At 71.7% G+C, this 17,886-nt stretch carries 18 protein-coding genes; 14 read left to right on the forward strand and 4 right to left on the reverse strand.

Annotated features, from left to right (window positions below; all coding sequences use genetic code 11):
• Positions 1 to 193 precede the first annotated feature (193 nt).
• The 14 genes from ACFU95_RS33465 (at position 194) to ACFU95_RS33530 (ending at position 11,526) form a co-directional block, all read left to right on the forward strand.
• Entirely contained in the window at positions 194 to 1,003 is an 810-nt protein-coding gene (locus ACFU95_RS33465; protein ID WP_383835567.1) for a hypothetical protein, read from the forward strand.
• Positions 1,004 to 1,084: 81 nt separating this feature from the next.
• Positions 1,085 to 1,792, forward strand: coding sequence for a Flp pilus assembly protein CpaB (gene cpaB / locus ACFU95_RS33470; protein WP_383835472.1), 708 nt, complete (start codon positions 1,085 to 1,087; stop codon positions 1,790 to 1,792).
• Positions 1,793 to 1,801: 9 nt separating this feature from the next.
• Entirely contained in the window at positions 1,802 to 3,070 is a 1,269-nt protein-coding gene (locus tag ACFU95_RS33475; RefSeq protein ID WP_383835475.1) for a CpaE family protein, read from the forward strand.
• A 65-nt stretch (positions 3,071 to 3,135) separates the two neighbouring features.
• Positions 3,136 to 3,456 carry a pilus assembly protein gene (locus ACFU95_RS33480; RefSeq protein ID WP_383835570.1) on the forward strand — a complete coding sequence of 107 codons (321 nt, stop codon included), beginning with the start codon at positions 3,136 to 3,138 and terminating at the stop codon, positions 3,454 to 3,456.
• A 1-nt stretch (position 3,457) separates the two neighbouring features.
• A complete protein-coding gene (locus ACFU95_RS33485; RefSeq protein WP_383835478.1) occupies positions 3,458 to 3,841 on the forward strand; it encodes a TadE/TadG family type IV pilus assembly protein in 384 nt (127 codons plus the stop codon).
• Between the two features lie 23 nt (positions 3,842 to 3,864).
• A complete protein-coding gene (locus ACFU95_RS33490; protein ID WP_383835481.1) occupies positions 3,865 to 5,202 on the forward strand; it encodes a CpaF family protein in 1,338 nt (445 codons plus the stop codon).
• A gap of 10 nt (positions 5,203 to 5,212) precedes the next feature.
• Positions 5,213 to 6,160 (forward strand): type II secretion system F family protein, encoded by a 948-nt coding sequence (locus tag ACFU95_RS33495; RefSeq protein WP_383835484.1) that lies wholly within the window; start codon positions 5,213 to 5,215, stop codon positions 6,158 to 6,160.
• A gap of 55 nt (positions 6,161 to 6,215) precedes the next feature.
• Positions 6,216 to 7,103 carry a DUF5936 domain-containing protein gene (locus ACFU95_RS33500; protein ID WP_383835573.1) on the forward strand — a complete coding sequence of 296 codons (888 nt, stop codon included), beginning with the start codon at positions 6,216 to 6,218 and terminating at the stop codon, positions 7,101 to 7,103.
• 20 nt (positions 7,104 to 7,123) lie between these two features.
• Complete coding sequence (locus ACFU95_RS33505) at positions 7,124 to 8,581, forward strand: sensor histidine kinase (RefSeq protein WP_383835487.1); 1,458 nt, start codon at positions 7,124 to 7,126, stop codon at positions 8,579 to 8,581.
• Entirely contained in the window at positions 8,578 to 9,300 is a 723-nt protein-coding gene (locus tag ACFU95_RS33510) for a response regulator (protein WP_383835490.1), read from the forward strand. Before ACFU95_RS33505 ends, ACFU95_RS33510 begins: the two co-directional genes overlap by 4 nt.
• 148 nt (positions 9,301 to 9,448) lie before the next feature.
• The gene (locus tag ACFU95_RS33515) at positions 9,449 to 9,646 is read left to right on the forward strand and encodes a Flp family type IVb pilin (protein WP_383835493.1); all 198 of its coding nucleotides are present in this window, start codon (positions 9,449 to 9,451) and stop codon (positions 9,644 to 9,646) included.
• Complete coding sequence (locus ACFU95_RS33520) at positions 9,643 to 10,290, forward strand: pilus assembly protein TadG-related protein (protein WP_383835496.1); 648 nt, start codon at positions 9,643 to 9,645, stop codon at positions 10,288 to 10,290. Before ACFU95_RS33515 ends, ACFU95_RS33520 begins: the two co-directional genes overlap by 4 nt.
• A 16-nt stretch (positions 10,291 to 10,306) precedes the next feature.
• Positions 10,307 to 10,888 (forward strand): hypothetical protein, encoded by a 582-nt coding sequence (locus tag ACFU95_RS33525; protein ID WP_383835499.1) that lies wholly within the window; start codon positions 10,307 to 10,309, stop codon positions 10,886 to 10,888.
• A gap of 8 nt (positions 10,889 to 10,896) precedes the next feature.
• Positions 10,897 to 11,526, forward strand: a complete 630-nt coding sequence (locus tag ACFU95_RS33530; protein WP_383835502.1) for an OmpA family protein — start codon at positions 10,897 to 10,899, stop codon at positions 11,524 to 11,526.
• A gap of 34 nt (positions 11,527 to 11,560) precedes the next feature.
• Here the strand turns inward: ACFU95_RS33530 and ACFU95_RS33535 are convergent, their stop codons facing one another.
• From ACFU95_RS33535 to ACFU95_RS33550, 4 genes are all read right to left on the reverse strand, one after another.
• Positions 11,561 to 12,811 (reverse strand): extracellular solute-binding protein, encoded by a 1,251-nt coding sequence (locus tag ACFU95_RS33535; RefSeq protein ID WP_383835505.1) that lies wholly within the window; start codon positions 12,809 to 12,811, stop codon positions 11,561 to 11,563.
• Positions 12,808 to 13,836: a hypothetical protein gene (locus tag ACFU95_RS33540; RefSeq protein WP_383835508.1), complete on the reverse strand. Its 1,029-nt coding sequence runs from the start codon at positions 13,834 to 13,836 to the stop codon at positions 12,808 to 12,810. The genes ACFU95_RS33535 and ACFU95_RS33540 overlap by 4 nt, the downstream gene beginning before the upstream one ends.
• The gene (locus ACFU95_RS33545; RefSeq protein ID WP_383835511.1) at positions 13,833 to 15,221 is read right to left on the reverse strand and encodes a hypothetical protein; all 1,389 of its coding nucleotides are present in this window, start codon (positions 15,219 to 15,221) and stop codon (positions 13,833 to 13,835) included. Before ACFU95_RS33545 ends, ACFU95_RS33540 begins: the two co-directional genes overlap by 4 nt.
• A gap of 91 nt (positions 15,222 to 15,312) precedes the next feature.
• Positions 15,313 to 17,730 (reverse strand): tetratricopeptide repeat protein, encoded by a 2,418-nt coding sequence (locus tag ACFU95_RS33550; RefSeq protein WP_383835513.1) that lies wholly within the window; start codon positions 17,728 to 17,730, stop codon positions 15,313 to 15,315.
• Positions 17,731 to 17,886 lie beyond the last annotated feature (156 nt).

The raw sequence follows: 17,886 nt of genomic DNA on the forward strand, positions 1-17,886 counted from the left end.
GATTCCGGTAGTGGAGACTTTGTGCGCGCAACCTGCCCCGTTTTGGCGTGACTTGTGGCAGTGGAGTTACTTCCCGGCTGGAGAGAAGCTGTTCTCCGGCCGCGGAGCCGTGGATACAGTGCTGAGATAGTCACGCAATGAAGTCATCGGGGAGCTGCGCGTGCCAACTGCCATTGCCGTGACCAGCGCCGACATGGCGCTGCCGGCGCAGGACGAGCGAACCGTGCCCGCCGTCGTGCTCCAGGACCTCGACCGGGAGCCGCTGGAGCGGTCGTTGGCGGTCATGCAGACGCTGGTCGAGCAGCACGGACATGTGGTCGTCGTCTGCTCGCAGGCCGTTCCCCGCGGCGTCCGGCAGCGGCTGCACACCGTACGGTCCCTGCTGGAGAGCGACCGTATCGCCGTGTTCCGCCCCGAGCTGCCCCCGCTCGGCCTCGCCGTCCTGGCCCGCCAGCTGCGGCAGCTGGCCTCGTGCGACCTCAGCCCCGGCGTCCTCGCCTCGGCCGGCCGGCTGCTCACCCACTACCTCCACGCCGGGGCGCTCCTCGGCTCCGTCGCCAAGCTCGACCGGGTCCCTGTCGGCCTGAAGTCGCACGCCAAGTCCTGGGTGCCCGGCAGCCAGTTCGGCGTGCTCGCCCACCCGGCCCCGCAGCTGGTCCGGATCGCCCCCGGAGTCACCCTCCCCGGCCCCGAGTTCGGCACGTCGATGCTGGTCGCCCAGGGGCAGCTCCAGTCCGACTGGGTCACCGTCACCCTGGCCAAGTCCTGGAACGCGCAGGGCCTGAGAGAGGTGGTCCTGCCCGCCGAGTCGACGGCCTGGTGGGGGACGGCGAAGCTGATCGAGTTCTGCGCCTTTCTGCCCGACCTGCCGGTGCTTTACCAGCTCGTCACCTCCGTACGGCAGAACACCTGTCATTGGTGCGGCATCGACGTCATCGGCGACCGCTGCGTCTTCTGCTCCGCCGTCCCGCCCACCCACGAGCAGCCGGCCCGTGCGGGCTGACCGGAACCCGGCAGCCCTCCAGGCCGGTCCGACCCCATCCGACCGCTCCCGACCGATTCCCCCAATGAGGTTGCACGGCTCATGAACTCCCGTCAGCGCCGCGGCGTGATACTCCTGCTCCTGTCGGTCGTCTGCGCCCTCGGCGCCTTCGCCGGTGTCCTGTCCGTCATCAGCGACGTGAAGTCCCAGGTCGGCCCCAAGGTCGTCGCGTACGAGCTCAAGGCGGACGTGGCGCCCTACACGCCCCTCAACGCGGGCCAGTTCAAGCAGGTCCAGATGCCCGACCGGTGGCTGTCTGACAACGCGGTGACCAACATCCGTGAGATCCAGGGCAAGATCGCCGTCACGACCCTGCGCCAGGGCTCCCTGCTCCAGAGCGACATGATCGTCGACCAGCCCGCCCTGCGGACGGGCGAGCAGGAGGTCGCCATCATGATCGACGCGGCGACCGGCGTGGCCGGCAAGATCACCCCGGGCTCCACGGTCAACGTCTACGCCACCTTCGAGGGGCAGCGCGACGGCGATCCCGACCAGTCCAAGCTCATCGTGGAGAACGCCAGGGTCATCGACGTGGGCCGGCTGACCGCGCTCAAGCCCGACGCCGACGACCGCGACCGGCAGCCCACCGACGCCGTCCCGATCACCTTCGCGCTGAGGACCGTCGACGCCCAGCGCATCACGTACGCCGAGTCGTTCGCCGAGGAGGTCCGGCTCGCCCTGGTGGCACCCGGCGCCGACTCCGACGTCGCCGCGACGGACCGCACGTACGAACTCGCCAAGGACAAGTGAGAGGCCCCCATGCCCACGAGGATCCTCCCGGCCGTCGGCGACGCGGACGCGGTCCGTTCTCTCACGACGCTGCTCAGCCAGCTCCCCGACGCCGAGCCCGTCGCCCCGGTGGCCGACTCCACCCAGCTCGTCGACACCCTCGCCCGCCTGGCCGCCGAGTCCATCGACGAACTCCCCGAGGTCGTCGTCGTCCATGAGCGCATCGGCCCCGTCCCGGCCCTGGAACTCATCCGCGAGGTCGCCCTGCGCTTCCCCGCGGTGGGCGTCATCCTCGTGACCTCCGACGCCGGCCCCGGCCTCTTCCAGGCCGCCATGGACTACGGCGCCCGCGGCCTGGTCACCCTGCCCCTGCACTACGAGGAGCTGGCCAGCCGCGTCAACGCGGTGGCCCAGTGGTCCGTGGGCGTACGGCGCCACCTGGGCGCCGGAGGCGACGTGTTCAGCGGCGTCGGCGGCACGGTCGTGACGGTGAGCGGCGCGAAGGGAGGCGTCGGCGCCACCCTCACCGCCATCCAGCTGGCCCTCGCCGCCCAGGCGTCGGGCCGTGGCACCGCCCTGCTCGACATGGACCTGCAGACCGGGGACATCGCCTCCTACCTGGACATCCAGTTCCGCCGCTCGGTCGTCGACCTCGCCGCCATCAGCGACATCTCGCCGCGCGTACTGGCGGACGCGGTCTTCCGGCACGACACAGGGGTCGCGCTGCTCCTCGCCCCCGGCGACGGCGAACGCGGCGAGGAGGTCACCGACCGCGCCGCCCGGCACATCGTCAGCGCCCTGCGTTCCCGCTACGAGGTCGTCGTCATCGACTGCGGCGCCCAGCTGAGCGGCGCGAGCGCGGCCGCCGTGGAGATGGCCGACACGGCGCTCCTCGTCACCACCCCGGACGTGGTCGCCGTCCGGGGAGCCAAGCGCACGGTACGCATGTGGGACCGCCTCCAGATCCGCAAGGCGGAGGAGACCACGATCGTCGTCAACCGCCACTCGCGCGGTACGGAGATCCAGCCCGCCCTGATCCAGCGGATCACCGGCACGGCGGTCGCGGCCACCGCGATCCCGGCCAACTTCAAGGAACTCCAGGGCGCCGTCGACGCCGGCCGGGTGCACGAGCTGGACGCCAAGGGAACCGTCAAGCAGGCCCTTTGGGCCCTCGCGGGGGAGCTGGGCCTGGTCAAGGGCACCGAGGGAGCCGCCGCCCCGCGCCGAGGCGGCAGGGCGGCGCGGGGCGGGGACCGGGCGGCGCTGACGTTCCGGCGGCGCAAGGAGATAGGGCGGTGAACCGGCGGGTGAGGCGGCGCCGGCTCGGAACCGACCGCGGTCAGGTGACCATCGAGTTCCTCGGCATGACCCCGCTCATCGTCCTGACGCTGGTGCTGCTGTGGCAGTTCGTGCTGCTGGGGTACACGTTCACGCTCGCGGGGAATGCTGCGGACGAGGCGGCCCGCGCCGCGACCGCGTCGGAGGGACAGTCGGCCTGCCAGGAGGCGGGGCTTCGGCATCTGCCGGCTGCCTGGGAGGGCGGAGCGAGCGTCGAGTGCGGAGTAGCCGGTGACTACGTCACGGCCGATGTGCACCTTCAGGTGCCCGTCCTCTTCCCCGGCTCGATCGGCTTCCCCTTCACGGTCGATGGCCACGCGGGGGCCGTGCTGGAGGAGAAGGACTGAGATGCCGTACGCCGGTGAGGGCGCCCGTAGGAGGGCCCGCGAGCGCGGTCAGGTCGCCATCGAGTACCTCGGGTTCATCCCGATCCTGATCCTCGTCGCCATGGCGGGAGTACAGGTCGGCCTCATCGCCTACACCGCGCAGCAGGCCGGAACGGCGGCCCGGGCGGGAGCGCGTGCCGCCTCCCTCGAACCCGGATCGGCCCAGGAGGGGTGCCAGATGGCGGTCAGCGGCTGGCTCGCCGACGGGACCGACTGCGCGGAGGCGCCCGGCGGCGACGTGGTCACGGTCACCGCCACCGTCCAGATCCCGTCCATCGTTCCCGGCTGGGACTTCGGCGACGCCCAGAAGACCGCGACCATGCCGCTCGACTCGACCACCGACTGACGCAGGAACAAGGAGCACCGACGATGAGCCTGCGCGCACGCATCAACTCCCCCGAGGAGAACAACGGCCGGGGCGAGGACGGCCACCTGGTCGCCTCCTACCGGGCCAAACTCCTGGAGGAGATCGACCTCGCGGAGATGAGCTCGCTGGCCGCGGCCGAGCGCCGGGCCCGCCTCGAGCGGGTGCTCGGGCACATCATCAGCCGCGAGGGGCCGGTGCTGTCCACGGGCGAGCGCTCGCAGCTGATCCGCCGGGTCGTCGACGAGGCCCTCGGCCTGGGCATCCTGGAGCCGCTGCTGGAGGACGCCTCGATCACCGAGATCATGGTGAACGGGCCGGACGCGATCTTCGTGGAACGCGCGGGCCGCGTCGAGCAGTTGCCGCTCCGCTTCCCGTCCCACGACCAGCTGATGCAGACCATCGAGCGGATCGTCTCGACGGTGAACCGGCGCGTGGACGAGTCCAACCCGATGGTGGACGCCCGCCTGCCGTCCGGCGAACGCGTGAACGTCATCATCCCGCCCCTGTCCCTGACCGGCGCGACCCTGACGATCCGCCGCTTCCCGCGCTCCTTCACCCTGCACGAGATGACCGGCCTCGGCTCGCTCGACGAGCCCATGGTGTATCTGCTGGCCGGGCTGGTGCAGGCGAAGTTCAACATCATCGTCTCGGGCGCGACGGGCACGGGGAAGACCACGCTGCTCAACGCGCTGTCGGGGCTGATCCCCGAGCACGAGCGCATCATCACCATCGAGGACTCGGCCGAACTCCAGCTCCAGCAGTCCCATGTGATCCGTCTGGAGTCGCGCCCGCCGAACGTGGAGGGCAAGGGGCAGGTGTCGATCCGCGACCTGGTCCGCAACTCCCTCCGCATGCGCCCCGACCGCATCGTCGTCGGCGAGGTCCGCGGCGGCGAGTCCCTGGACATGCTCCAGGCGATGTCGACCGGCCACGACGGCTCCCTCGCCACCGTGCACGCCAACAGCACGGAGGACGCCCTGATGCGTCTGAAGACCCTCGCGTCCATGTCCGACGTGTCGGTCCCCTTCGAGGCGCTGCACGACCAGATCAACAGCGCGGTGGACGTGATCATCCAGCTGACCCGCTTCCCGGACGGCGCCCGCAGGATCACCGAGATCGCGCTCCTGGACAGCCACGGGGCGGAGCCGTACCGGGTGGCGACGGTGGCCCGCTTCAACGCCCAGCCCATGACGCCGGACGGCCGCGTGCACGGCGCCTTCGCCTACTTCCCTCTCCCGCGCCGCACCGCGGACCGCCTCTACATGGCGAGCCAGCCGATACCCCAGGCCTTCGGCGTCGCCCAGTCACCGCTCGAGCTCGCCACCCGAGAAGCCAGGTAGGACCCCACCCATGGACCTCCAGACCCGCATCACGCTCACCACCGGCGTCGCCCTGCTCACCTGCGCGCTGGCCGTCGTGGGCGTCCACGCACACGCCTCCGGCCGGGCGCAGCGCCAGGCCCTGGTCGACCGTCTGACGTCCGCCGGCCAGATCACCGGAGCCGGCGGCCGCCGACGCCGCTTCACCGACCTGGACCGCCGACTGCGCCGTACGAAAGCGGGCAAGCGGCTGGAACTGCGCCTGGCGGCCACCGGCCTGGACGTCACCCCCGGTGAGTTCTTCGCCTACATGCTGGCGACGGTGGCCGGCCTGTGGCTGATCGGCCAGGCGGCGCTGGCCCCGTTCTTCGGCCCGATCGCGGGCCTGCTGGGCGTGGGGGCCGCGGTCCAGTTCCTGAACTGGCAACGCCAGAAGCGCATCGAGCGGTTCATCAACCAACTCCCCGAACTGGCCCGCATCCTGGCCAACGCCGCCCACGCGGGCCTCGCCCTGCGGACCGCCATCGGCATGGCGGCGGAGGAACTGGAGGCCCCGGCGGGCGAGGAACTGGCCAAGGTCTCCAACCAGTTGGCCCTGGGCGCCTCGATGGACGACGCCCTGGGGGAGCTGGCGGAGCGCCTGCCGTCCCGCGAACTGGTCGTCCTGGTCACCACGCTGGTGCTGTCCAACCGGGCCGGCGGCCAGGTGGTGAGCGCCCTGCGGAACCTGACGGAGACGCTGGAGGAGCGCAAGGAGACCCGGCGCGAGGTCCGTACGCAGCTCTCGCAGGTGAGCATGACGTCGTACGCGGTCCCCGCGCTGGGCATCGGCTCGCTGTTCCTGATGAACGGCGTGAAGGACGGAGCCCTGGACCGTATGACGGGTTCACCGGCGGGGCAGGCGGCGGTGCTGATCGCGTTCGGGCTGTACGCGGTGGGGTTCGTGCTCATCCGGCGTCTGTCGCGGATCGACGTCTGAGGCGCGGACGGGAAGGAGGACGACGATCATGGGACTGGGACTCGGGGTGGGACCACTGGGCCTGCTTCTGGCGCTGGTGACGGGCCTCGCCGTGTGGGGGATCTTCGCCGGCGTCCGCATGTACCGCGCGGACGCCAGGCTGCCGAGCGATCTGGCGCTGGCCCTGGAGGTCGGCGCGACCCGCACGGGCGCCGTCGACTCCCTCATCGACCGCATGGGCATGCGCTACGCCCCCGCCGTACTGCGCCTGATGGGCCCGAAGCTGGTCGCCAGGTACCGCCGCAAGATCGACCTCGCGGGCAACCCCGGCGGCCTGACCATCGACCGCTACGCGGCCAGGCGGGCGGTCTACGGCTTCCTGGGCGCGGTCGGCTTCCTGGTGTTCCTGCTCCGGGGACAGGTGCTGGTCGCCCTGCTGTTGCTGGCCTTCGGCGCCTTCTGGACGGAGGTCGGCATCTGGTCGGCCATCCGGATCAGGAAGGACGAGATCGAACGCACCCTGCCGGACTTCCTCGACGTCCTGGCCGTCGTGGTGAGCGCGGGCCTGGGCTTCCGCCAGGCCCTGGACCGGGTGTCCTCCAAGTACGAGGGCCCCTGGGCGGACGAACTCCGGATCACCCTGCGCCAGATGGACCTCGGCATGAGCCGCCGCCAGGCCTTCGCGGAGCTGCGGCGGAGGAACGACTCCGAGCAGGTGGCGATGTTCGTCACGGCCCTCCAGCAGGGCGAGGAACTGGGCGCCCCGATCGTCGAGACGCTGGTGGCCCTGGCCAAGGACATGCGCCGCACCGACGCCCAGAACGCCCGCCGGAAGGCGGCCCGCGCGGTACCGAGGGCCACGCTGATGATCACGACGTTCATGGTCCCGGCGACGATGATTCTGCTGGGGGCGGGGCTGTTGCTGGGTTCGGGGACGGACTTCGGGTCGTTGACCGGGGAGTAGGGGGGAGGGGCGTGGCGGGCATGCCGGTGAGGACGAGGACGAGGACGGGTTCGGGGACGGGTTCGGGGACGAGGACGGGTTCGGGGACGGGGACGGGTTCGGGGACGGGGCTGGGGTCGGCCGGGGGCGAGGAGGAGGCGGGCGCGAGCGTTCCGCGGCGCCTGGTCCCCGGGTTCCTGAGAGCTCCTCGGCTGTCGCGGACCAAGGGCCGGCAGCACGCGGATTCGGACCGGTCAGCGACGATCCCGCTCCAGGTCAACGCCCTTCAGGCGATGTGCCGCCAGGTGTTCGGCTTCCGCCTGGGCATGATCGCCCTCGCGGCACCCTCCGCCCTGCTCAACGCGACCCCAGGCCTCGGCACCCGTCTGATGGGCGCGGCGGTGGTGGTCACCTTCATGGGCTCCTACGCCCTGTTCCGCGACTGGGAACGCTTCGGCCCCCTCCTCCTGCGCCACCCCACCCTCCTGGCGGCGGACACCCTCTTCACCTCCCTCCTCCTCATCTCGGCGGGCCCGGACACCACCCTCGCCTACGTCAGCGTCTGTACGCCCCTGCTGGCCGGCATCGTCTACGGCTACCGGGGCGCGGCGGCGTTCGCGAGCGCGCAGTCCCTGATCCTGCTGCTGGCGTACGCGATCAACAGCGAGGCGCAGGCGGGCAGCGGCCTCGCGGACAAGCTCCTGCTCCCGGGCTTCTGCGTCATAACGGGCGCCCTCGGCTCCTCCCTCCGGGGGCTCATGCTCCGCTTCGGCACGGCCACACAGGCCCTGACCACGATCCAGGCCCGCCTGGCGGTCACGGAGGCGGTCGGCGCGGAACGGGCGCGCCTGGCCCGCGAGATGCACGACTCGGTGGCGAAGACGCTGCACGGAGTGGCGCTGGCGGCGGACGGGTTGGCGGCTTCCGCGGGGTCGGCCCCGAGTGACCCGGCCCGCATCAGGCAACAGGCGGAACTGGTGGCGCGTTCGGCCCGCCGGGCCGCAGCCGAGTCGAGAGAGCTCCTGGCGGACCTGCGCCGCGAGTCCGACCCGGACCACGCCGTGAACATCGCGTCCGAACTGGCCGCCCGGGCCGAGGACTTCACGGCCCGCACCGGCACGCCGGCCACATACGCACCCCTGGGCGAGGCCCCCGCGCCCCCGGTCCCGCCCGCCGTCGCCCGCCAGCTCCTCACCATCACGGAGGAGGCCATGGAGAACGCCCACCGCCACGCGAACGCGACCCGCGTCGAGGTCCGGGCGGGTGTCGAGGGCGAGGTGCTGTGCCTGACCGTCCAGGACGACGGCCGGGGGCTGCCTCCCGACACCACACTGGAACACCTGCGCCGATCAGGCCATTTCGGCCTGTTGGGCATGGCGGAACGAGCGGCTTCGACCGGCGCCCGTATCCACATCGGCAAGGGCGGGCAGGCGCGCGGCACGGAGGTCCGGCTGGAACTCCCGCTGGCGGCCCTGACGACGACAGAGGCGACCACATGAACACTCCTCTCCGGCTGGTGGTGGCGGACGACAACCCGGTGGTCCGGGCGGGCCTTGCGGCCCTTCTCTCCACACACGTGGACATAAGGGTCGTGGCCGAGGCGACGAACGGCCACGAGGCGCAGGAGGCGGCCCGCCGGCACCGCCCCGACGTGATCCTCCTGGACGTGCGGATGCCGGGCATGGACGGCATCACGGCACTCCCGCACCTCGTCCGCATCGCCCCGGTGCTGATGCTGACGTACAGCGCGGAGTCGGAGACGGTCCGTGAGGCGCTGCGGCGAGGGGCGGCCGGCTACCTGGTGCACGGCGAGTTCACGGCGGACGAACTGGTGGAGGCGGTACGCGACATCAAGCGGGGCCTGTCCCGCCTCACGCCCACGGCAGCGGCATCACTCGCGCAAGCAAACACTCAACTCCCAACTCCCGCTGGGAATTTCGCAGAAGCGCTTTCGCAAGTGCAACCAAATGTGGGACAGTCGTCGTCGTACCGGTCAGGGTTCCGGCTGAGCAGGAGGGAGGCGGAGATCATGGACCTCATCGCATCGGGCATGAACAACCAGCAGATCGCCGCCACCTGCTTCATCAGCGAGAAGACGGTCAAGAACCACATCAACCGGATCTTCGCCAAGCTCCACAGCACCAGCCGCGTGGAGGCCGCCGCCAAGTGGCTGGGCACGGCTCCGGGTTCCCCGGGTTCACCTCCAGGACGGGGCTGACCGGCGATGACCCGACGACGGTTTTCGGCCGAGGCCCGGAATTGGGCCCAGGGACCCTCTGGTGTTCCGGCTTTTCACCCTTACGTTTCTCCTGTGCACGAGCATGAGCCAAGCGCTCAGCGATCGCCGGACACCGGAGGGGAACACCATGAGCAACTGGATCAACACCACCGTCGAGCACCTGCGCTCCCGTGCCGCGCGCGACGACAGGGGACAGACGGCGGTGGAGTATCTGGGGATCATCGCGGTGGTGGTGGCGATCGTGTTGGCCATTACGGGGACGGACATCGGCAGCACGATCTACGACGCGATCACGGACAAGATCACCGAAGTGACGGGCGGTTGACGCGGCCAACCCGGTACGGCGGCGACGCAGGGCAGGCTTTCCCCATCTACATCACGGTGGTGGCGGGCCTGCTCTTTCTCGCGTTCGCGTACCTCGCGGTCGGCCAGGCCGCGGCAAACCGGAACGGCGCCCAGACCGCGGCGGACGCGGCGGCTCTGGCGGCGGCGCAGGACACCCGGGACCAACTCGCCGGCAGGTGGGCGGAAGACGTACTCGACCCGGCGAAGTGGCAGGACGTCTTCGACGGAATCGGCGTGGAGTTCGACGGCTGCTGGCGGGCGGAGGAGCTGGCGGCGCAGAACGACGCCGCTGTCGACGGCTGCGGAATGGCGGAGCCACTGGGCTACACGGTTACCGTCACTTCCACGAAACCCGTCGGTGACTCGATCGTCCCCGGCACGGAGGACGTGAAGTCGAAGGCATCCGCCACCGCCGTGATCGAGTCCCGCTGTACGTTCGAACTCCCCGGTGAGGAGGGCGGGGACGAGAACGAGCCGGGTGACGGAAACGACGTACTGCCGCTCCCGCGGCTCACCTGCGGGGACGAGAACTGGGACCCGGACCCGGAGGATCCGACCACCCTTCCGGACCCCGAGGACCTCTTCGACGTCCATCTGGCCGACTCACCAGCGAACGACGAGTGACTAAGGAAGCAGAGGCATGAGCATGCGGTTCACGGCGAAGGCCCACAGGGGGATGGTCGCGCTGACCGTTGCGGCTGGACTGGCCCTCGGCGTGGCCGGCTGCGGCAGTGGCGGGGACGACGGCAACAAGCCGGAGGCTTCGGCGCCCGCCACCACGGATCGTGGATCCGACCCGAGCGCCCAGGAGGGGCAGGCGGACGAACTCCTGGCTGAGTTGAAGGGGGCGGACGGACTTCTCCTACAGATCACCTCTGCCCAGCGTGACTCCGGTGGCTTCATCACCGTGAACGGCAGTATGAAGAACGATGGTGCCAAGACCGTCACCGTCCCAGCGGTGCTCAGAGGGGACGAGACCGAGATCGTCCGGCACGGCAGGTCGCTGGGGGGTGCCACATTGGTGGACCCCAAGGGGAAGAAGCGCTACTACGTTCTTCGCGACACGGATGGACGTCCACTGACCACGACGGACCTCACGTCGATCAAGTCCGGTGAGTCTGTGCCGGTCTTCATGCAGTTCCCCGCGCCGCCGACCAGCACGACCGAGGTCACCTTCCAGCTCCCATCCTTCGCCGCCGCCACCATCCAGATCTCCGGGTGAGGCCCGCCATGACCCGCAGCCCCCGCCTCACCCTGACCCTCACCGCGGCCACGGTCATGGTCGCGACGAACCTGCTCGGTGCCACGACGGCCGACGCGGCCGACGACCCCAGTGTCCCGCCCGGTACGGAGGCGCAGGCCGCCGCGCCGGTCGAAGTGGACGCCAACGACCCCGACCTCAAACTCCCCGAAGGCGCGACGCTCGCCCAGGCCAAGGTTCTGGACATCAAGCAGGTGGTCGAGGACCAGGCCGGTGAGGAACGCCGCGAAGACACCAACGCGGACGTGAAGTTCGCCCTTCAGGCGGAGGTCCTCTTCCCTAAGGACAGCGCGAAGCTGACCGGCGAGGCGAAGGCCCGTATCGCGGAGATCGCCGAGGAGATCAACACCCAGAACGCCACGCGGATCCGTGTCTTCGGCTTCACCGACAACCTGGGCTCCTCCGCCCACGGCGACGTCCTGTCCCGCAAGCGCGCGAACGCCGTGCAAGGCGTCCTGGAAGCGGAGCTGAACGACTCGACGGTCACCTACGAGGTACGGGGCTACGGCGAGCAGTACCCGATCTCCTCGAACGCGACGGAGGCGGGCCGTAAGAAGAACCGACGGGTGGAGGTGTCGTTCCCGCGCACCGAGGGGTGACGGGGACGAGGACGGGACAAAGGCCCCGGTCCGCTCACGGCGTGCTGCACACCGTCTCCAGCGCCGCGTCTCTGTCGGGCTGTGCGTCCTGCACCTTCTGCAGATCGGTGAGGAGGCCCGTCATGCCGAGGTCCGCCCCCGCCGCGGCCCGGGCGATGGTCAGCAGGGCGGCCTCGTAGAAGGTGTCCCGCACGGCGGGTGCCATGACGTCCGAGGCGTCCAGGCAGCGAGGGTGCTCCCCGGTGAGCCGGTCGGCGATCGTCCGCCCGACGGGGTCGTCCTTTGCCGGCACCCGCTGATTCGCGGAGAAGACGTTCGAGAAACCGGCCCACGCCTGCTGGCCCTCCCGGGAGGCGAGTTTCCTGATCAGGTTCCGGGCCTGGGGGCGGTCGCTGAACAGCGCGGCGAAGTCGCCCGTCACCTCGTGGGCCCGGACCGGGTAGGGGCCTTCGGGCAGCAGTGGAGCGGAGTCGGTCAGGCGGGCGGGGTCGCGTCCGTAGAAGGAGCGGGCGAACGAGCCCTGGTGCTCCAGGGCGCACCCGCCCCGGCCCGAGAACAGCAGCCCGTGTTTGCCGGGGACGCCACGGTGATCGGTGAGCAGGGCGCGCCCGGCCGCCTTCCTGTTCTGCTGGAGCAGACGGGCCCACGCCTCCCAGGCCGAACGCACCGCCTCCCCGGTCCACTTCACGTCGTCGTCGCCGAGCGCCCACTTCCCGTAGACGTCCGGGCCCTCCCGTTGCAGTACGAGGTCCTCGATCCAGTCGCTGCCGGGCCAGCCGGAGGCGCCGTCGTCACCCATGCCGATGCACCAGCTCTTCAGCGGTGCCGGTGAGCCGCCGGGTTCGTCGCCCTCGCGGTACCAGACGACGCTCTTCAGGTCCGCCTTGACCGGGACCCAGTAGACGCCCTGGGCGGTTTCGCCCGCCGACTTCCAGGGTGCGGCGTACTCCTCCTCGTCGTAGAGGCCGTCCAGTCGGCCGAGGAGTTCCTGGTCGGCGTACTCGGCGAGTTCGCCGACGCCCGGCATGATCGCGATGTCCGGGGGTTCCCCCGACTGCACCTGGGAGAGCAGCACCTCCCGTTGGGCCGCGGTGCCCTGGTAGTCGAAGGGGATGCCGAAGCTCCGCAGCACCTGCTCGAACTGCTCTGCCTGGGTGTCCGTCCATGGCCCGAGGATGGTCACCGGCTCGGTGCGGTCACGCTGCGCCCAGACCGTCACCAGGCCGCCGCCGGAGATCAGCAGCAGCACCACGAGGAACACCAGGACCTTGAACGGCCGGGTCACCGTCGCCTCCAGTAGTCGTTGTCGAGCCGTAGACCGAGCCCCACCGCGGGCAGGACGACGACCAGCAGGCCGCCGATCAGGGCGCCCTGGTGCACCCTGCCGGTCCAGGTGTCGTCGGCCAGCGCCCGCCGGACCTCCTCGGACCTCTCCGTGACCGCCCGCTGCGCCTCGGCCGGGTCCGTGTCGCCGGAGTGCTGCTGGGAGATCTCGGTGATCCACTGCAGATCCGCGCGCACGCTGTCGAGGTCGTCCTGGGCGGAGAACGCCGTCAGCAGCGGGACGACCGCGAGCAGCACGGTGAGAGCGAAGGCGGCGAGCAGGTACGGGTTCCAGTCCCGGCCGCAGCGGTCGCGCAGCACGAACTGTGCCGAGAGCAGGGCCAGCGCCAGCGCCGCCAGGGCGAGTTCGGCGAGCCACCAGCCGCCGCGCTGCCACCACCCCATGGTGGCGGTGGCCGCGGCGCGCCGCGTCTGGCTCTGCTGAAGCTGGTCCAGCCGGGGCACCAGTCCGACCCGTGAGCGGGTGAGCAGCGAGTCCGCCTCGGCCAGCTTCTGGTCCCGCATGAGTGACTGGTCGCGGTACATCGCCGTGCCGAGGGTGATCGAGTTGCCGTAGGAGGCGAGCAGCCCGTTGACGGTGCCGAGGTCCTGGTCCGTCCGGTCCGCGATCCGGGACAGACCCTGGTCGGCCGCGGAGAGCTGGGCCCGGTACGTCTCGCCCGAGCCGGCGACGTCGGCGAGTCCCCGGTTCACCAGCACACGGGCCTCCCAGTCGGCACGCAGCACCGCGAGCCGGGTGGCGGCGAGGCCCTGCACGGCGGGTGCCTCCCGGGACGCGACCGCCTGGGCGGCCTGCGGGGTCTGGCGGTAGGAGACGAGCAGCGAACTCACCGCGACGCCGGCGCACACCGTCAGGACCAGCAGGTGTACCTCCAGCAGCCGGCGGGTCCGCCAGGGGCGCAGGCGCCGCCGCCAGAGGGCGGCAGGGGAGTGCGTGCGCCAGGAGACGGTGCGTCCGGTCGTCACAGCAGCTTCTCCCCGCAGTGGATGCAGTAACGGGCCTCGCTCCCGGCCGGGGTGTCGCAGTGCCCGCAGCGCGGGCCGGGCCGCGGGTCGGCGATGTCGGTGAGGGTGCCGCCCGGACGGGACCCGGCGCGCAGGATCATCGGGGCGAGCGTGTCGGCGTCCACGGCGGGGCGCAGCCGGACCCGGCCCGCGGACGCGTCCACGACGACGGCCACCGTCAGGATCTCGTCCAGCACCCAGTCCTGGCCGCCCAGCCGCACCGCCAGGCGGGCGGCCTCCCCCAAGAGGCGTTCGGCGTCGTCCCGTCGGGATTCCCCGAAGGCGACCAGGCCCTTGCGCAGGGCGGACCGCATCAGCGTGGTGGTCTTCATGGACGGCACGCCGCCGCCCTGCGCGCCCTGGGGCGGCCGCTCGGGCCGGTGCCAGCGGGCGGTGACGGGTACATGGACATCGCCGACGGAGACCATGGCGAACTGAAGGTCGGTCTCCAGCGGGTCGGCGTCGGCGTCGGCGACGAGGGTGAGCAGATAGTCGCGTGAGCCCGGCTCCCACTGGTACGTGGGAAAGCACCACAGATGTGGCCGGCCGGGCTGGGGCAGCCCGCCGAGCCGGTGCGGCCGGGGCGCCTTCTCGTTCAGGGCGACCTGGCGGACGGCGGGCCGCACGGTCACCTCGATGGGCAGTTGGGGGGTGTGCACCCGGCGCAGCCGCCGGACGGCGCCGGTGATCGCCGAGCTGAGCCCGTCGGCCACGAACTCGGCGGTGCCGTGCAGCCGCTCGGCGAGGGTCAGCAGGGGGTCCGGGGGCCAGTCGGTGCCCACGGCGAGCACATCGCAGGTGAACTGCCCCGCGCAGACGTCCAGTTCCTCGTCGAGCCGCGTCTCGCCCTCGGCGCTGCTGCCGTCGGTGATCAGGAGCAGATGCCGTACGGACAGCGGGCGGGCGGCGAGCAGGGCGCGGGCCCGTGCCGCCCAGGCGGCGTATCCGGCGGGGCGCGGACCGTCCCGGTGCAGCGGGACGGCGCCCGCGGCGAAGGCGGCCCGGCGTCTGTGCTGCTGGTCGGCGACGGCCCACTCGGCACCGCCCAGCGGATAGCAGGGGGCGGGCTCGGGGCCGCCGCCGAGCACGGTGAAGGAGATGTCGTCGGGCAGGGCGCGCAGTGCGGCGGGCAGGGCGCGCTGGAGGGCCGGCCGGTGGGTCTCGGCGACGTCCACCGCGATGATCACGGCGAGTTCGACGGCCGGCAGTTCGGCGGCGGCGCCGGTGGCGGTCACGTCGACCCGCAGATGCGCCTCGATCTTGGCGCTGCGGTGCGGGTGCAGGTGGCGGTCGAGGTCGACGTACAGCTGAATTCCCAGATGCGGCGGCCGGGTGGGGCTGCTCATGTCGTACGTCACCGCTCCTTCGCCTTCGTCGCCGTTCGTACCGGGGTGGTGCCGTTGCGGTCCGTTGCCGTGCGGGTGGCGTGCCGTGCGCTCAGATCGCGGTCTGTGGCCGGACCGCGTGGGAGAGGTCCACCAGGAGTTCGTGGGCGGCGGCCGACTCCCGGTGATGTGCGGCCAGTTGCCGGTAGTGCCGCTCCATCTGCGCACGCACCTCGCGCTCCTGGGGGTGCGGGTGTCTGCGGCCGTGGGCGCCGAACCGTCCGGAGCCCACCGCCGCGGGGGCTGCGTCGGCTCGGGGTCCGGCCGCGGGACCGCGAGGCGGTGGGGCCGCAGAGGGCACGGCCCCGAGCCCGTCGTCGCGGCTGCTGAGCGCGTCCAGCTTCCACTCGAGCAGTTCCGTGCTCAGGCGCAGCGCCTCGTCCTCGGACAGGCTCGGCTCGCCGAAGCCCGGGTTGCGGCGCATGAGGCCGCGCAGCTCGGTCAGCGCCGCGTCGGCCTCGGCGGGCGCGGGCAGCGGATCACCGCCGCCCGGCAGTCGGGCCGTACGGATGCGGAGGGAGGCGATCCGGGCGACGTTGTGGTCCAGGGAGCCGGCGCGGACGCGGCCGAGGACGTCCAGGGCCGCCTCGCGGTCGCCCTCCCGGAGCGCGAGCCGGGCCAGGCCGAGGGCGGCTCCGCCGTGCGAGGCGTTGCGGGCGAACACCGCCTCGTACAGCTCCTTGGCGGTGGGTCCGGCCGTGTCGTCGCCGAGCAGTTCCCCGCAGTAGGCGAGGGCCAGTTTGGGCGCGTACTCGCCGGGCAGGTCGAGGCGGACCAGCGTGAAGTGACGCTTGGCGTCGGCGACTTGGCGCAGGTCGGAGTCGAGGTCGGCGCGGCGCAGCGCGACCAGGGCGCGGTGCCATTCGAGCCGCCATCGACGCACGGCACGCGGCCCGGGAATGGAGTCGGCGGTGTCGAGCTCGTCCTGGGCACGTTCCAGGTCCTCCCGCGTGTTCCGGCTGAGCAGGACGCGCACGTTGTGCAGGCAGATCTCCACCGAGGTGGGCTGTTCGCCGTCCTGGCCGAGGAGCCGGTTCGGGTCGTAGCCACCGCTCACCTCGAACCGTGCGGTCTGCGGATCGCCCGGATAGTGCACGGGCACCGGCAGACAGCGGGCGATCTCCGTGGGCGTGGGCGCGCCGAGGTCGAGGGAGGGTGTGGCGGGCGGCTCGTACCGGTCGCGGCGTGGGCGGTCGAGCCAGTGCTCGATGCCCGGCACCGTACCGAGCCGGGCGCCGAGCAGCCGTGGGGACGGCCGGAAGTACTGGGAGGGCTCGGGCGGGTCGCTCTTGCCGCGCAGGGCCCGGATCTCCCGCAGGGCGCCCCGCAGTTGGCCGGCCATGTCCTGGGCGCCGGCGAAGCGCAGGTCCGGGTCCGGGCGGGTGGCGCGCTCGACGACCCACCAGAAGGAGGCGGCACCGAGGCCGGGCACCTCGTCGACGGCCCAGCCGGCGAGGCGGCGCAGGGTGGCGCCGACGGTGTGCAGGTCATGGGCGACGGTGGGCAGGCCGGAGGACTCGGTCTCGGGTGCCATGTAGCCGGGCGTGACATGGGCGGGAGGCTCGCTCTGGCCCTGTTCGCGCATGCCGCCGAGGTCGATGACCTTGACGCCGTCCCTGTGGTGCACGACGTTCGAGGGCTTCAGGTCCCCGTACACGAAGACCGGTTCGCCGCCCGCGTGCAGATGGCCGAGGGCCTCGAGGATCTGGCAGCCGTACGCCGCGACGTCCTCGATGTCGAGGACCCGCTCCCCGCGCCGGGTCTCCTCGACGACCTTCTCCAGGGTGCCGTCGCCGACGTCGTCCATGACGACGTAGCCGCCGGTCACCTGGCCGGTGTCGGCACGCCGGGCGACGAAGTCACGGATCTGGACTATCCGGGGGTGGCGGATGGCGACGAGGTTGCGGCGTTCGACGTCGGCGAGCCGGGCGCCGTCCCGCTCGTAGCGGTTGAGCAGCCCTTTGACGGCGACCACGTCACCGAGGTGGGTGTCCTCGGCGAGATAGACCCAGCCCTGGCCGCCGTGCGCGATGGGCCCCATGATCCGGTACTGGTCGCGCAGCACGTCGCCCTCGGCGAGTTCGGGCCGGTACGAGTACGGCTCGCCGCAGGCCGGGCAGTACCCCTCGACCGGCACCGGGCCCTCGGTGTACGGAGGGGCGAAGACGACCCCGCACTCGGGGGCCGAGCAGCCCATGTGCACGCGCAGCGGTGCCTCGGGATCGATGAGGCGGGCCTGCTCGGAGCGCGGTTCGCGCTCGGGCAGCGCGAGGAGTTCCCTGGGGCCGAGGTGCCGCGGGTCCGCGGGCAGCGGCGGCAGCCCGGGACCGCTCTCGTGACGGCCGCACTCGGCACAGTGACCGGTCGGCAGGAGAGAGCCGCCGCAGGACGCTCCCGTGAACCGCCGATGCGGGCAGTACGTCATCGTCCCCTCGCCCTCCTCCCTCACGCCGCCCGTCCGGCGACTCATACCGACGCCACGCGGCCCGCCCGCGGTGACGAGATGCCCTCTACGGCGTCCGGATCGATGCGCCGGGCCGATCTACTGGGCCGATCTGCTGGACAGCTTTGCTGGACAGGTCCGCCGAGCCGATCTGCGGGGCTGGTCCGTTGGACCGATCCGTCG

It is taken from the genome of Streptomyces sp. NPDC057623 (assembly GCF_042800355.1).
GTDB lineage: Bacteria > Actinomycetota > Actinomycetes > Streptomycetales > Streptomycetaceae > Streptomyces.